Annotated in this window: 11 protein-coding genes; 6 read left to right on the forward strand and 5 right to left on the reverse strand. The window is 69.7% G+C overall.

The features are described 5' to 3' along the window. Positions 1-47: 47 nt before the first annotated feature. Together IPK24_03740 and IPK24_03745 are read right to left on the reverse strand one after the other, a co-directional pair. Positions 48-2,381 carry a TSUP family transporter gene (locus IPK24_03740; protein ID MBK8074687.1) on the reverse strand — a complete coding sequence of 778 codons (2,334 nt, stop codon included), beginning with the start codon at positions 2,379-2,381 and terminating at the stop codon, positions 48-50. Between the two features lie 7 nt (positions 2,382-2,388). After that, complete coding sequence (locus IPK24_03745) at positions 2,389-2,712, reverse strand: rhodanese-like domain-containing protein (GenBank protein ID MBK8074688.1); 324 nt, start codon at positions 2,710-2,712, stop codon at positions 2,389-2,391. Positions 2,713-2,901: 189 nt separating this feature from the next. Here IPK24_03745 and IPK24_03750 point away from each other — a divergent pair, with 189 nt between their 5' ends. Together IPK24_03750 and IPK24_03755 are read left to right on the forward strand one after the other, a co-directional pair. Continuing rightward, positions 2,902-3,189, forward strand: coding sequence for an antibiotic biosynthesis monooxygenase (locus IPK24_03750; protein ID MBK8074689.1), 288 nt, complete (start codon positions 2,902-2,904; stop codon positions 3,187-3,189). 38 nt (positions 3,190-3,227) lie between these two features. Then, positions 3,228-4,325, forward strand: a complete 1,098-nt coding sequence (locus tag IPK24_03755) for an aldose 1-epimerase family protein (GenBank protein MBK8074690.1) — start codon at positions 3,228-3,230, stop codon at positions 4,323-4,325. A 29-nt stretch (positions 4,326-4,354) separates the two neighbouring features. Here the strand turns inward: IPK24_03755 and IPK24_03760 are convergent, their stop codons facing one another. Then, a complete protein-coding gene (locus tag IPK24_03760; GenBank protein ID MBK8074691.1) occupies positions 4,355-5,596 on the reverse strand; it encodes an FAD-dependent oxidoreductase in 1,242 nt (413 codons plus the stop codon). A gap of 384 nt (positions 5,597-5,980) precedes the next feature. On the opposite strand from IPK24_03760, the gene IPK24_03765 reads away from it, so the two are divergent. Next, positions 5,981-6,730 carry a hypothetical protein gene (locus tag IPK24_03765; GenBank protein MBK8074692.1) on the forward strand — a complete coding sequence of 250 codons (750 nt, stop codon included), beginning with the start codon at positions 5,981-5,983 and terminating at the stop codon, positions 6,728-6,730. A gap of 81 nt (positions 6,731-6,811) precedes the next feature. Here IPK24_03765 and IPK24_03770 read toward each other — a convergent pair whose 3' ends face one another. Then, complete coding sequence (locus tag IPK24_03770; GenBank protein MBK8074693.1) at positions 6,812-8,986, reverse strand: glutamine synthetase III; 2,175 nt, start codon at positions 8,984-8,986, stop codon at positions 6,812-6,814. Between the two features lie 194 nt (positions 8,987-9,180). Continuing rightward, positions 9,181-11,868: a glycogen/starch/alpha-glucan phosphorylase gene (locus tag IPK24_03775; GenBank protein MBK8074694.1), complete on the reverse strand. Its 2,688-nt coding sequence runs from the start codon at positions 11,866-11,868 to the stop codon at positions 9,181-9,183. Between the two features lie 66 nt (positions 11,869-11,934). On the opposite strand from IPK24_03775, the gene IPK24_03780 reads away from it, so the two are divergent. The 3 genes from IPK24_03780 (at position 11,935) to IPK24_03790 (ending at position 15,767) form a co-directional block, all read left to right on the forward strand. Continuing rightward, positions 11,935-12,450: a hypothetical protein gene (locus IPK24_03780; GenBank protein ID MBK8074695.1), complete on the forward strand. Its 516-nt coding sequence runs from the start codon at positions 11,935-11,937 to the stop codon at positions 12,448-12,450. A gap of 247 nt (positions 12,451-12,697) precedes the next feature. After that, the gene (locus IPK24_03785; GenBank protein ID MBK8074696.1) at positions 12,698-14,506 is read left to right on the forward strand and encodes a GGDEF domain-containing protein; all 1,809 of its coding nucleotides are present in this window, start codon (positions 12,698-12,700) and stop codon (positions 14,504-14,506) included. A gap of 247 nt (positions 14,507-14,753) precedes the next feature. Further along, positions 14,754-15,767, forward strand: a complete 1,014-nt coding sequence (locus IPK24_03790; protein MBK8074697.1) for a YncE family protein — start codon at positions 14,754-14,756, stop codon at positions 15,765-15,767. Positions 15,768-15,788 lie beyond the last annotated feature (21 nt).

Consider the following 15,788-nt stretch of genomic DNA (forward strand, 5'->3'; position numbering starts at 1 on the left):
GCCGCCCGGTGCGGACCGGACGGCGACCTCGGGTCGGATGGTGAGGGTCAGGCGCTCACGGGCTCGTGCATCGCCTGCCAGGCCGCGAACCCGCCCAGCAGGTCGGAGACATCGTCGCGTCCCTGCTGGCGCAGCAGGCTCGCGGCAACACTCGACCGCCACCCACCGGCGCACTGCAGGACGACGGGCCGCCCGGCCGGGATCTCGTGGGCACGGCGGCGCAACTCGGCCAGCGGGATGTGCAACGAGCCGGGGATGTGCCCGCCGTCGCGCTCACCGATGTTGCGGACGTCGACCACCACCGGGGCATCGGCGCGCTCGCCCGCAGCGCCGGTGGTCAGGGCGGCGAGCTGGCCGGGGGTGAGCCGGCTGCCCTGCTCGACCTGGTCCTGCCGCGCGAGCATGACCGCAGCGGGGTCGGCGAGGTAGCCGGCGACCCGGTCGAAGCCGATGCGGGCCAAGCGGGTGGCCACCTCGCCCTCGCGCCCCTCGGGGGCGATCAACACCACCTCGATGTCGGCGGTGAGCACCATGCCGGCGGTCTCGGCGAACCGGCCGTCGGCCGGCACGTTGAGGGCGCCGCGCAGGTGCCCGGCGGCGAACTCGGTCACGTCGCGGGTGTCGAGAACCACGGCCCCGCGGGCCAGCGCGGCGTCCAGTGCGGCGTCGTCCAAGACCACTGCCGGCGCCTGGTCGTCGAAGACCTCGCGGTTCTTGCGGTTGAGGATCGCGTCGTAGACGAAGTACTCCGGGGCCGAGGGCTGGCCGGCGGTCACCAGCGTCACGAAGTCCTGCTGCGACATGGGCTGGCAGGCGTAGTTGGTCTCGCGCTGCTCGCCGATCGTCGACTGCCGGGCGGTCGACAGGTTCTTGCCGCAGGCCGATCCGGCCCCGTGGGCAGGGAAGACCCGGACGGCGTCCGGCAGACCCATCAGCTTGCGCTGGATCGAGTCGTAGAGCTGCACGCCGAGCTCGTCGGCGGTGACGCCGATCGAGGCCAGCAGGTCGGGACGGCCTACATCGCCGATGAACAGGGCGTCGCCGGTGAGCACGCCGTAGGCGACCTCGTCGTCGGCGTGCTCGTAGACCAGCACGCTGATCGACTCGGGGGTGTGGCCGGGGGTCTCCATGACCTCGAGCACGACATCGCCCAGCGCGATCCGCTCGCCGTCGGCCAGCGACCGGGTCTCGAACTCGGCCTGGGCCACCTGGCCGTAGCCGATCCAGGCCCCGGTGGCCTGGGCCAGCTCGAGGTGGCCGGACAGGAAGTCGGCGTGGAAGTGCGTGTTGATCATGCCGACGATCTGCAGGCCGTGGGCGCGGGCGTCGTCGAGGTACTCGGTGATGTCGCGGCGCGGGTCGACCACGACGGCCTGGCCGGTGCTGGTGTCCCCGATCAGGTAGGAGGCCTGGGACAGACAGTCGATGTAGTACTGCGTGAAGATCATGGTCGAGGCGGGGGTGGCAGACATGTCCTTCTCCTGACGGGTCGAGATCCGGGTCGAGGTGGGGGAGGCGATCGGTGACGTGGGGTGGGTTGTGGAGTGGTTCGGCGTGCGGGTGGAGTAGAGCGCCGCGAAGCCCAGGACAGCGGCCAGAATCGCTGCGAGCCAACGGCTCGTGGCGCTCGGCAGCTGTTCGATCAGGACGAGCGCGGCGATGGCGATGACGAGGACGGCGAAGGCCCGCCGGAGCGCTGCTGCGGGGATCCGCCCGGTCAGCCGGCTGCCGGCGAGGCTGCCCAGCACCGCGGAGGCGGTGACGGCCAACACCAGACCCCAGGGCAACCGGGTACCGGCGAGGTGACCGGCCAGCCCGGCGGTGGACTGCAGGGCGATGACCAGCAGAGAGGTGCCCACCGCGGCCGGCATCGACAGCCCGGCCACGAGGACCAGCGTCGGAACGATGACGAAACCGCCTCCGGCGCCCACGAATCCGGTCACCAGACCGACGACGGCGCCCAGGCCGATCGCGGCCGGAATCCGCAGTTCCTCACGGGCGGAGGCGTTCTCGCGCCGCCCGCGCAGCATTCCAGCGGCCGCCGCGAGCATCATCAGGGCGAAGGCCACCAGCAGGACCGTGCCGGGCACCAGCGCCGAGGCCCGCCCCCCTGCGTAGGCGCCGGCCATGCCGGCCAGACCGAACACCAGCCCGGTACGCCAGCGGACCCGGCCCTGCCGAGCGTGCGACACCGAACCGACCGCACTGGTGACCCCCACGATGAACAGTGAGGCGGCGGTGGCCTCGTGCGGGTCCAGGCGCCCCACGTAGACCAGCAGGGGGACGGCGAGGATCGACCCACCGCCGCCCAGCAGGCCCAGCGACACCCCGACCCCGAAGGCGAGGATGACGGTGAGGGAGGCGATCAGTTCCGGCGTCATGGCTGCATCACGCTCGGGGCATTCCGGCGGCCACCGGGCGGCCGGACCGGGCCCAGGCCGATGTGCCGCCGGCGACGGAGACCGCGGTCAACCCGGAGGCCGTCAGGGCGGCTGCAGCACGCAGGCTGCGGTTGCCGCTGGCGCAGATGATGTAGATCGTCCGGTCGGTGGGCAGGCTGCCGGCGGCACCGGCGAGCGAGCCGGCAGGCACCAGTCGAGCCGTGTCCACGTGGCCTGCGGCGTACTCGTCGGGCTCGCGGACGTCGATCAGGTAGGCGTCGGGCTGCCGGGCGGCGAACGTCTCGACGTCGATCTCGAGCTGGTTGATCATGGTGTGTGCTCTCTCCTCGTGCCGCGAGGGCTTGGCGAACCGGTATTGCGGATGTACGTACATTACCCGAGGAACGGAGATGAGGCAAGAGATACCTCTGGGGGTATGCGCTCCCATCACCCGCTTGCGCCAGCGGGCCGCTGTCCTCACCATGGCCTTCGACATCGGCCCAGATCAAGGACGTCCACGGTGCAGCTGACAGCCAGTTTCCACGCCCGGCCGGGCCACGAGAACCTCGTCCGCGACCTTCTGGCCGCCTACGCTCTCGTCGTCCGGGCGAGCGACGGGACCATCCTGTTCGAGCCGAGCACCGTGGCGGGGCACGCCCAGACCTTCGTGGTCTTCGAGCGGTATCGCGATGCGGCCGCGTTCGAGGCGCACCTGGCCGCCGCGGAGAACAAGACCTTCAATGCCGACCTGGCCGAGCACATCGTGGGTGAGGTGCAGCTGCAGTTCCTCGATCCGCTGCCGTTGTGAGCCGTGGATCGATCATCGGGCGTGACACAGTGGCCCGTGTGGACGACGAGAGGTACTCGGGGCAGCTCTTCGGGGCCGATCCCGGCGCGGGGCACTGGCGTGACCTGGTCGGACACCCCGAGCAGGTCGCTGGTGTCGAGCTGCTGGAGCTGCTCGACGGGGATGCCCGCGGTGTCCGGGTGGCGCGGGTGCGAACAGGTGAGATCGATGTCGACATCCTGGTCGACCGCGCGCTGGACATCTCCCGGGCGAGCGTACGCGGCGTCCCGGTGGGATGGCTCTCGCCGGCGGGCATCCGGCACGCGGCGTTCGCCGAGCCTCACGGCCTCGGCCCGTTGCGGACGTTCACCGGTGGCCTGCTGACCACCTGCGGGCTGGATCACGTGCACGCCCCGGCCGACGAGCCCGACCGCTACGGACCGCCGGGCGGCACCGTGCGGCACCACCCGCTGCACGGGCGGATCGCCGCTGCCCAGGCGCGGCTGACCCGGCTGGATCGCGAGGGTTCGACCCTGGTGATCGAGGGCGAGGTGCGTCAGGCCATGCCGTTCGGTGAGCACCTGGTGCTGCGCCGCCGACTGGAGGCCGATCTGGGGGGCCGCACGCTGCGAATCCGCGACCGGGTGCGTAACGACGGGCAGACGCCGAGTCCGTTGGCGGTGCTCTATCACCTCAACGTCGGCTGGCCGGTGGTGTCGCCGCGCGCCCGGGTGACCGCCACCGTGGGCGAGCCCGCGGTGCGCCTCGGCAGCGCCGAGCAGCGAGACTGGCGGCACCTGCCCGAGCCGGAACCCGCTGCGGTCGAAGCGGTGTGGGAGCACACTCTGCGCCGCGATGACGACGGCTGGTGTCGCGCCGCAGTCGTGACCGACGACATCGGCGACGGCCGTGCCGCCGGGCTGCTGGTGTCGTGGGACGCCGCAACCCTGCCTCACCTGGCGCAGTGGCTCATGCCCGCCCCCGGGATGTACGTGACGGCCGTCGAACCCTCGACCGTCGGCGTCGGTGGCGTCGCGGCAGCGCGAGAGGCCGGAACCCTGCGGATGCTCGAGCCGGACGAGGACGTTCTGCTCAGCGTGGATCTGCGGCTGTTGCACGGGTCGGACGATGTGGCGGCGGCGCCCACGGATCGGTGACGGTTGTACGACAAGGCTTTCAGAGGTTCTCAGAACCGTGCCGGATCGAAGGGGATCAGCTCAGGGCGTTGGACGCCGCGCAGCACCAGGTCGGTGAGCGCGAGTGCGCTGCCTGCCGCGAGAGTGACCCCGAGCATCCCGTGGCCGGTGCTCACGAACGTGTTGTCCAGGCCAGGGAGCGCGCCGATCGCCGGCAGGCCGTCGGGGGTCATCGGCCGCATCCCGGCCCGAGGCCGCAAGGGGCCGGCGGGTGGCTGCCAGCCGCGCAGATAGGCCTGCGGTCCGCGCAGGATCGCGGCGACGCGTACCTGGTTGACGTCCTCGTCGAGACCGGCGAACTCCATGGTCCCGGCGAGCCGGAGCCGGTCGGTGAACGGGGTCAGGGCAACCTTCACATCGGACAGGTTGGTCGCGCTGCGCAGCGGGATCGGGTCGACGTCGATGCTGTAGCCCTTGCCCGGTCGCACCGGAAGGCGGTGTCCGAGAAGCGAGGACAGTTCAGCGGTCCAGGCGCCGGTGGCGAGCACGAAGGTGTCGCCCTCGTAGGTCCCGGACGGCGTGCGGACGGCGGCCACGCGGCGTCGTCCGGAGCTCTCGCGCAGGTCGGCGCTCTCGACGCGGGAGTTCTCGACGATCCGGACACCCATCTGCAGCAAACGTCGGTGCAGCGACACGACGAAGGCGCGAGGATCCAGGTGGCGTTCGGTGGGGAAGAAGATGCCGCCACACACCTGGTCGGTGAGCAGCGGTTCGTGGGCGCGCACGTCGTCCCCGACGAGCACCTGGGGGTCGAGGTCGTGTTCTCGCACCAGGTCGAGGTTGTGGATGTGGTGGTCGAGGTTCTCCCGCTGGGTGAAGGCCATCAACAGGCCTTCGGTGTGCATCTCGTAGTCGATGCCGTCGGCTCGGTACTCATCGAGCAGATGGCCGGTGTTCAGCGCCAGCCGCAGATGGGCCAGGAACCCGGCCCGTTGGTCGCGATCGGTGCAGTGCCGCCACATCCGCAGCATGAAGGCGACGAAGTGGGGATCGAGGGAGGGGCGGATGTAGACCGGACTGTCGGGCCGGAGCATCCACTTCAGGGTCTGCACGACGACCTTGGGGCCGGGCACCGGCATGGCCTCTGCCGGGACGAACCACCCGGCGTTGACGGCGGAGGCGCCGAGCCCGGTGGCGCGGGCATCGAGCACCGTGACCTCGGCGCCGTCCCGGGCCAGGTGGTAGGCCGTGGTGAGCCCGATGATCCCGCCGCCGATCACCAGTGTGTGCACGGGCATGCCTCCCGGTGTCGTGACGGTCGCACGTTCAGTCGACGCAGGGACCGTGGAAGCGACTCTGCATCTCGTGCTCGGCCATTCCGGGTGAGATTGCGTCGTACCCCGGACCCGCTCCATGCCGTGACGGCATTATTGCCGTAGGAACCACCGAGCAGGGAGCCAGGGAGCGTGCCCATGTCCGATTCGAGCGGCAGCGGGCCAGGTGACCGCCAGGAGACGTCGTCCCCTCCCCCTGTCCCCGCCTCGCCGACCTGGCTCAGGCGCGAACCCGGCTCGACCAACCCGGTCGAGCCCGTGCGGGTCACGCCGCCGAGTGGTCCACCTGCGTCGGCTTACTCGTCACCACCCGTTTCTCCACCACCCGTACCGCCCGCACCCGTGGCGCCGCTACCGACACCGCCCGCCGCGGCGGCACCGCCGCCGGTGTTCTCCCGCCCGGTCGGCGCCCCCTCGGCCGGGGTGGCACCGCTGTCCCAGTCCCAGTGGATCGGGCGGACCGTTGCGGTCTCGGTGCTGATCGCCGCGCTCGTGGTGACGCTCGTCGTCTTCGTGGTGATGCGGGTGAAGGGCCAGGGCGACACCACCGCCGCGTCGGTGAGCTCGGTCGCCGAGCCGAGCCCGGCCCGGACGTCGGCCGCCCCGATCGCCCAGGCCCCGCCGTCATCCGAGCCCACTGCCCCGACGTCGGCTGCGCCGAGCCCGTCGACGGTGAACCCGGAGCCTGCCGCTCTGGCCCAGCTCGAGAGCGTCCGGGCGCAGGACGTCCAGAACGTCACGTTGCGCCGCCAGTGGGTCGCCCAGATCGCGTCGAAGGTACCGGGCATCGTGGACCCGAAGCAGACAACCGCGGCCGGCTCCCACACGTTCATGGCCACGGACATCCTCGCCGAACACCTGCGACTGCGGAGCGAAGAGAATCTCGGCGCCCGGGTGTTCCTGCTGCTGAGCACGGACTACGGCCTGCGTCGAACCTATGGCGGCAAGGCCCTGTGGGTGACCTTCGCCGAGGGCTCCTTCTCCGACGCGGACGACGTGCGGGCGTGGTGCGCCGCGCGGTTCACCGGCCTGAGCGGGGATGCGCTCGTCAACGCCTGCACGCCCCGTCAGCTCAACCCGATCGGGGGGTAGGCGGTAGGCCGTACCGGATGGTCGAAACCAACCATCCGGTACGGCCTTCCGCGGTCCGAATCAGGCCCGTGAGCCCGGGGATCAGAGCACGTAGAGCATCTCCTGATAGGTGGGCAGCGGCCAGAGGTCGTCGGCCACCAGGGTCTCGATGGCGTCCGATGCGGCGCGTACGGCAGTCATGGCCGGGAGCAGGACCTCCTTGGCATGGGTGGCCTCCTCCAACGGGCTCGACCCGCTGTCGTCGGCGAGCGCACTGCGCAGGGTGGCCAGCGCCGTCCGGAGCTCGCCCAGCGGGACGGAGATCGCCTCGAGTGAGGACGGATCCCCCTCGAAACCGGCCGACTTGAGCGCGCCCAGGTTGGTCGCGAGCTCGGTCTGGTACCGGATCGCCGCCGGCAGCACCAGGGTGGCACCGACCTCCATGCTCAGGCGCGCCTCGACCCCGACGCTGAGGGCGTATTGCTCGAGACCGATCTCGTAGCGGCTGTGCATCTCGCGATGACTGAACACGCCGTAGGTCTCGAACAGGGCCATCGAGGGCTCGGAGATGAGCTCCGGCAACGCATCCAGCGTGGTGCGGAGGTTGGGTAGCCCGCGTTCCTGCGCCTCGACCTGCCATTCGTCGGAGTAGCCGTTTCCGTTGAACACCGCTGCACCGTGGGTCGTGATGACCTCGGTCAGCAGGTTCTGGACGGCGGTGTTGAACTCGGTGCCCGCCGCGACGGCCGCCTCGAGCTGGGTGGCCATGTAGTCCAGCGCCTCGGCCATGATCGTGTTGATGGTCGTCATCGGCCCGGCCACGGACTGTCCCGAACCGGGAGCCCGGAACTCGAACCTGTTGCCGGTGAAGGCGAACGGGCTGGTGCGGTTGCGATCGCCCGGGTCGGTCGGCAGCACCGGCAGGGTGTCGACGCCGATCATCAGCGTGCCCTTGTCCTTGGACGAGGTGGCCGCACCCTTGGCGATCTGCTCGAACACGTCGGCGAGCTGATCGCCGAGGAAGATCGAGATGATGGCCGGCGGTGCCTCGTTCGCGCCGAGGCGATGGTCGTTGCTGGCCGAGGCGACCGAGGCCCGCAACAGGCCGCCGTAGCGGTGCACGGCCCGGATCACCGCAGCGCAGAACACGAGGAACTGGGCGTTGTCGTGCGGGTTGTCGCCCGGCAGCAGCAGGTTTCCCTGAGCGGAGTTGCCCAGGGAGAAGTTGACGTGCTTGCCCGATCCGTTGACGCCGGCGAACGGCTTCTCGTGGAACAGGCACTCCATGCCGTGCTTGCGGGCGATCGTCTTGAAGGTGGTCATGAGCAGCTGCTGGTGGTCTGCCGCGACGTTGGCACGCTCGAACATCGGCGCGATCTCGAACTGGCCGGGTGCGACCTCGTTGTGTCGGGTCTTGGCCGGGATGCCGAGCTTGAACAGCTCGCGCTCGGTGTCCATCATGAACCCGAGCACCCGCTCCGGAATGGCTCCGAAGTAGTGGTCGTCGAACTCCTGGCCCTTGGGCGGCTTGGTGCCGAACAGGGTTCGGCCGGCGTTGAGCAGATCCGGTCGGGCGAGGAAGAAGTGCCGGTCGACCAGGAAGTACTCCTGCTCGGCGCCGCAGAACGACACGACGCGATCGGGTTCGTGGCCGAACAGCCGCAGGATGCGCTCGGCGTGAACCGACATCGCTTGCTGTGCCCGCAGCAGTGGGGTCTTGTGGTCCAGCGCGTCACCGGTCATGGAGACGAACACGGTGGGGATGCAGAGCGTGTTGCCGTTCGGGTTCTCCAGCACGTACGCGGGGCTGGTGACGTCCCACCCGGTGTATCCGCGGGCCTCGAACGTGTTGCGCAGCCCGCCGCTGGGGAAGCTCGACGCGTCCGGCTCACCCTGAATCAGGGTCTTGCCGGCGAACTCGGCCAGCGCCGACCCGTCGCCCACCGGCTCCAGGAAGCTGTCGTGCTTCTCAGCCGTCAGACCGGTCAGCGGGTAGAACACGTGCGCGTAGTGGGTGGCGCCCTTCTCGAGTGCCCAGTCCTTCATCGCCGAGGCAACGGCATCCGCCACCAGCGGGTCGAGCGGCGCGGAGTTCTCGATCGTCGCCATCACCGACTTGAAGACCACCTTGGGCAGCCGCTTCTGCATCACCGCGCGGCTGAACACGTTCTCGCCGAAGATCTCTCCGGGAGCCTCGCCAGGCTCGAAGCTGACTGCCGGCGGCACGTAGGCCTCGACGTCCCTGATGGCCTGCAGACGAACGTTGTTGCCGCTCATGGGCACTCCTCACGCGGCCGGTCCGCGTTCTGTGCGCGCGCCACCGGCCCTCGAACATCACGGTCTCGTGAAGCCTAGGAACCCCGATCGCGCGTCACGTTTCGCGCGTGTGAACGCAGAGGTATGTGAGCAGGGCGACACCGTGGTCAGCGCTCCGCTCCCGCGGCCAGGGGAGCGGAGCGCACGTCGAGGGCCTACAGGACGGGCTGGGCGTGCCAGATGCGATCGAGGTAGTCCCGCATGGAGCGGTCGGAGGAGAAGAACCCGCACCGGGCGACGTTGAGGATGGCCGAGCGGCTCCAGGCCTCTTGGTCGCCATAGGCTTCGTCGACCACCCCCTGGGCATCCAGGTAGGCGCGGTAGTCGGCCAGGGCCATGAACCGGTCCTCGTGCAACAGGTTCGAGACCAGCGGCTCGAAGGCGCTGCGGTCGCCGTCCGAGAACGCCCCCGACGAGATCAGGTCGATCGCTCGCTTCAGGTCGTCGTCCTTCTCGTAGAAGCTGCTGGGCACGTAGCCGGACTCGCCCAGTGCGGCGACCTCGGGCTCGAGCATGCCGAACAGGAAGAAGTTGTCGTCACCCACCAACTGGCGGATCTCGACGTTCGCCCCGTCGTCGGTGCCGATGGTCAGGGCGCCGTTCAGGGCGAACTTCATGTTGCCGGTGCCGGAGGCCTCCTTACCGGCCAGCGAGATCTGTTCGGACAGGTCGGCTGCCGGGATCAGGGTCTCGGCCAGGGTGACGTTGTAGTTGGCCGGGAACACCACCTGCAGCACGCCCTTGACGGCCGGGTCCGCGTTGACCACCGAGGCGACGGAGTTGATCAGATAGATGGTCTCCTTGGCCATGCGGTAACCCGGGGCGGCCTTGGCGCCGAACACGAAGGTACGCGGGTTCACGTCGGTCGGATCGACGCGTCCGGAGACGATCCGCTCGTAGAGCGTGACGATGTGCAGCAGCTTGAGTGACTGTCGCTTGTACTCGTGCAGCCGTTTCACCATGACGTCGAGCATGTGACCGTTGGACAGGTCGTAACCGTCACGTCGCTTCAGCAGGTCGAAGAGTCTGGTCTTGTTGGCGAGCTTGACCTCGCGGAACCGGGCGCGGAACTCGGCGTCGTCGGCCAGCGGCTCGAGGCCACGCAGCTGCTCGAGGTCGGTGATCCACCCGTCGCCGATGGCCTCGGTGATCAGCTCGGACAGTCTTGGATTGCTCTGGCGCAGGAACCGGCGCGGGGTGACGCCGTTGGTGACGTTGATGAACTTGTCGGGCCACAGCTCGGAGAAGTCCGGCAACACCTTGTCGCGCAACAGTTCCGAGTGCAGGGCTGCCACGCCGTTGACCTTCGTTGCGGCGACCGTGGCCAGGTGGGCCATGCGGACGCCCCGCTCGGGGTAGTCGGAGATGATGGACATCCGGCGGACCCGCATCTCATCGCCCGGGAACGCTGCGCGCACCTCGGCCAGGAACTCCTCGTTGATCCGATCGATGATCTCGAGGTGACGCGGCAGCAGCCGTCCGAGCAGCTCGACGGGCCACACTTCCAGGGCCTCGGGCAGCAGGGTGTGGCAGGTGTAGGCGAAGCACTGCTGGGTGATCTGCCAGGCGTCGGCCCAGGCCAGCTTCTTGACGTCCACGAGCAGCCGCATCAGCTCGGGGACGGCGATCACCGGGTGAGTGTCGTTGAGCTGGAAGATGATCCGCTCGGGCAGCTTGGTCATGTCGAATCCGTCGTGCAGGATCTCGAACACGAAGTCGGCCAGCGAGCAGGCCACGAAGAAGTACTGCTGCTGCAGTCGCAACTCCTTGCCCTGTGGGGTGGAGTCCTCCGGGTAGAGCACCTTGGAGATGTTCTCGGCGAACGTCTGCGCGCGCACCGCGTCGGCGTAGTCGCCGGAGTTGAAGATCTCGAGGTCGAAGGCCTTGGTGGCGCGGGCGCTCCACAGCCGCAGCGTGTTGACCCGGCCGTTCTGGTAGCCCGGCACCATGTAGTTGTAGGGCACGCCGACGACGTTCCAGTCCGGCACCCAGCGGGTGCGCTCCTCGCCGTCGGTGTCGACGTACGTCTCGGTCCGACCGGCGAAGTTGACCAACTGGGAGGACTCTGGGTGCGGGAACTCCCACGGGCCACCCAGGGTGAGCCAGGTGTCCGGCTGCTCGACCTGGCGTCCGTCGACGAAGGTCTGCCGGAAGATGCCGTACTCGTAGCGGATGCCGTAGCCGATGCAGGGCACGCTCATGGTGGCCAGGGAGTCGATGAAGCAGGCGGCGAGTCGGCCCAGGCCTCCGTTGCCGAGCCCGGGCTCCACCTCTTGGTCACGGAGCGTGTCCAGGCTCAGGCCACACTGGGCCAGACCCTCGCGGACGACGTCCACCAGGTCGGTGGCCAACAGTGCGTTGTCGAGCTGGCGCCCCAGCAGGTACTCGGCCGACAGGTACCCGACCGATTTGACCGGGTTCTTGCGCTGCTGGGCCAAGGCCTCCAGCCAGCGCGCCATCAGGAAGTGCCGCACCGTCCGCGAGAGGGCCAGGTGCTGGTCGTTGACCGAGGCACGGGCCAGCGAGACACCCTGACCGAAGTTCAACTCACGCAAGAACGCGTCCACGAAGCCGTCGACATCGGGTGTCGGCGGCTGGACTGGCGCTATCGCCTTCGCATGGGTCGGGACCACGCGCGGGCCCTTCACAGGATCAATGACGTAATCGTTATCAGCCACCGCGCTACCGTAGCGGCCGTTTGTTAACTGCAGATCAGCCGACCTCGGATCGGCTCGTCGGGCGGGGCGCCGCGGAGGCGAACGGCTCCAGGCCGACGTAGTCGCCGTGGATCGCCGACAGGGGAAGGTTGTTGTGTCAGCGGCGTGACAGACGTCGTCCGGCATCCGGGACACGCTCGGGGCAACAACTCAGAGCGCCCCATCCGGGGCAGCCAGACCCTGGAGGACCTCATGAACAGCACCAGCAGCGCTGCAACTGTCGCCGGTCGCCCGCTCTCCACTCGGCGCACACTCGCCCGCCGAGTGCTGGCCCCACTGGCCCTGATGGTTGCCCTGGTCGCCTCGGTCGTCGGGGTGGCGACCCCGGCGCAGGCGGCGGGCTCCGTCTACGAGGGCACCTACTCCCTCAACAGCTACTACGGCTGGGCCAGCGGTTGGGGCTACATCAGCTCCGACGCTCGCCACTTCCAGATCGCCGGCTACTCCCGCGACGTCCGCAGCGACAGCTTCTGCGCGGTATCGCAGACCCGGGCACTGTTCAACGGGATCGATGTCACCAGGTGGTACAAGGGCGCCGCGTCCTGCTCGACGACCATCAACACCTACGGCCAATCGCCCTGGGTGACCACCTCCAGCCAGGTCAACCAGATCCAGGTCCGTACCTGCCAGGCCGACCGCAACGGGAACGTGGTCGGCACGTGCTCGGCCCCGGTCTACGTGACGAACTGGCGCACCCTGCCCGTCTGAGCGATCAGCACCACCTGACGCTCCGGTCAGGCTGCTTGCCTCACTACCCGATGCTCCCCGCACCGAGTCCGGTGCGGGGAGCATCGGTCTGGTGGACCCGGGTCGTCTCCTCCGGTCTGCCGAGTGCCGTCGGTAGCGACAGCCGCGATGGCTGAGAGCGCGGCAGCCAGGTCGGTGGGGCCGACCCCCGATCGGATTCACCCGCCCGGACGCTGTGCGCCGGGCCGGCGGCGGCCGATGGAGTGATGTGAGCATCGGTGGTACCCCCGAGCCGCCTCGCGCTGCGGCCGGGGGGAGCCGGCTGCCGGTGCGGTACCTGGTCCTGCTCGGGATCGGCGTCGCAGCGGTCGCCGTCGTCGGGAGCAGCGCCTTCGCGGCTGTCTCGTCGATCCGGGCCGGTCAGAAGGCTCTGACGGCCGCCGACGCGATCGCGATCCGCCACCAGGATGCGGACACCGGCGTCCACGCCGTGTACGCCCACGCCCTGATGGCGGTGGACAGCGGCGGTTCGGCCGCCGACGACATCGTGACCGAGCTCCGGGAGCATGCCGACCGCGTGCACAACGACCTGACCGCCAACCGGCAGGCTGCGGCCATCGCCCTGCCGTCGGGATCCGGGCTTCCGGCAGGGTTGGACCGGCTCGTGAAGCAGACCGACGCCTTCATGGCCGACGCCACCCGGTTGGCGCAGCTGGCACGCCGGCAGCCGCAGGCGGCCCGCACGGAACTGGCTGAGCTCGGCGCCTCCTTCGAAGGCGTCGATCAGGGCTTCAGCACCACCGCGGACGATCTGGCCACGGCGGTGGCGGCAACGCAGGTCGACGCCGACCGACGGCTGCGACAGGCCATTGTGATCATCATCTCCGCAGCAGGCGGGGCGATCGCGCTCCTGACGGTGCTCGGGGGCCTGGTGTTCCGGGTTGATCACCGACTCGCTCTGGCGGCGAGACGCGAGGCCGGGCTGCACCAGTTCGCCACCGAGCTGCACGCTGCCTTCGAAATGGTGGACACCGAACCCGACGCGTACCAGGCGTCCGCAGAAGCCCTCGCCCTGGTCGGGCGGTGCTCCGAACTCAAGCTCGCCGACTCCTCACGATCCGCGATGTCCACCGTCGCGGCCACCCCCGGCAAGGCCCCGGACTGCGCCATCAGGTCGCCGTGGGACTGCGTGGCCGTCCGACGCGGCCAGCGGATGGTGTATCCGGACGGCGAGGCCCTGGGGGCGTGCAGGAAGCTGCGCGGCCGGGAGTCCGGGCCGGTCTCGTCCATCTGCATTCCCGTGGCCTTCATGGGCCGTGCCCTCGGAGTGCTGCACAGCACCGGGCCGGCCGGCGACTCTCCCGACCACGGTGTGATCGAGCGGCTGACAACGATCGCGGACCAGACCGGTCAGCGGATCGGCACCATCCGGGCGTTCAGCCGCAGCGAGTTACGGGCCAGTACGGACGGGTTGACGGGCCTGCTGAACCGCCGCGCGGTGGAGGAGCACATCCGGGGTGCAATCGCCCAATGTCCTGGCGAGTCCTATGCCGTCGCCATGGCTGATCTGGACCACTTCAAACACCTGAACGACGTGTACGGACACGACGCAGGAGACCAGGCGCTACGGCAGTTCGCCACCACCTTGCAGCAGACCATCCGGGCCCAGGACATCGCCGGCCGCTACGGGGGCGAGGAGTTCGTCGTCTTCTTCCCCCATGCCACGCCCGCCGAGGCCGCCCAGATCCTGGATCGGCTCCGGGCCGACCTCGCGAACACCACCGCTCGCGGCGCCTCGGCACCGGTCACCGCCAGCTTCGGAACTGCCGGCAGCACCGAACGGAGCGGTTTCCTGGACGTCCTGAACCTGGCCGACACCAGGCTGCGCCGCGCCAAGCAACTCGGCCGCGACCGCACCGTCTTCTCGGACGACGAGGGCGCCCTGACCGACGCCACGAGCGTGACCCCCGACTCCACGGCCCCGGCGAGTGCCGTTCCGGCGCCCAGGGAACGGGCAGAGCCTCAGAACTCCCGGCGGCGCTCGGATGAACCCCCCCTCGACCTGGCGGGGCAGTAGCCCCCTGCGTCATCAGACTCGAGAGCACCGTCTTCGCCAGGGATGAGGGTGAACCCCGACCTTCCGATCTTCACGAAGACGACATCGGGCGGACGGCAAGACGCTGACCTGCTGCGATGCGCCCCCTGAGGTTGTTCGCCGATTCTGGCGTGCAGCGGGAGTTCGAGAGGAACATCGGCGGCCACGGGTCCCCGCTGGGGTGATGAAGCGTTAACCGTGCACTGGACGTACTGCGCAGGAGGCAGTGATGGTGCGACGACGGACCACAGCGGCCACCTTGGCGGCCGCCGTGCTGCTGACCGTGCTTGGTTGTTCGGGTGGACAGCCATCGGGGGGCGGCACGGCGAGCAGCGGCTCCGCCGGGGTGGCTGCCCCGAGCCGGACCGGGTCGGCCAGCAGTTCGGGGCCGCAGCAGCACCGGATCGGGGACACCCTCGCCGAGATCCAGCTGCCCGGTCACCCGGTCTACCTTGTCACCGGCTTCGGGTCGCTGTGGGTCTCCGTGGGTCAGGACACCGGCGGGCTGCTGGTCCGGATCGACCCGGCAACCGACAAGATCATCACGTCGATCCCGATCGGGAGCGACCCGGCCGGGGTCGTCGTCGCCGCCGGGTCGATCTGGGTGGCCAGTTACGACGACGGCACACTGACCCGGGTGGACCCGGCCAAGAACGCCGTCCTCGCCACGATCCCGGTCGGTTCGGGACCCTGGGAGGTGGCCGTCGACGCCGGGATGATCTGGGTCCGCAACTCCGACGCCACCCTCACCCGGGTCGATCCGGTCGCCGGTCGACGGGTCCAGGTGGTCGAGGTCGGTGAGGCGCATGGCCAGGTGAACGCCGGCTACGGGTCGGTCTGGACCGTCGTCAAGGATGGGCTGGCCCGCCTGGACTCGGCCACGGGGCGGAGGCTCGCCACGGTCCCGATCCCGGGGTGCTGCCGGGGCGACATGCTGGTCACCCCCGACCTGGTCTGGGCTGCCGACCCGGAGCACTCGACCATTCATGCGGTCGACCCGGCCACGAACCGCGTCGTCCGGCAGGTCTCCACGACCGAGGCCGGCGGCCTCGCCCTGACCCATGGCGCCCTGTGGGTCACGCACGGAGATTCCGGGTTGGTGACCTGGCACTCCCCGCAGGATGGGCGCACGCTGGGGAGTGCGCAGCTGCGCGGCTGGATCGCCGAGTTGCTCGTCACCGACGACTCGGTCTGGGTCTCGGGCCCCGGCGCGTCGACGCTGTCGCGGCTCGCGACCAGGTGACCGCGGCTGGGGGAGGCGGAC

This window comes from Kineosporiaceae bacterium (assembly GCA_016713225.1).
In the GTDB taxonomy this organism is placed as follows: Bacteria; Actinomycetota; Actinomycetes; order Actinomycetales; family Kineosporiaceae; genus JADJPO01.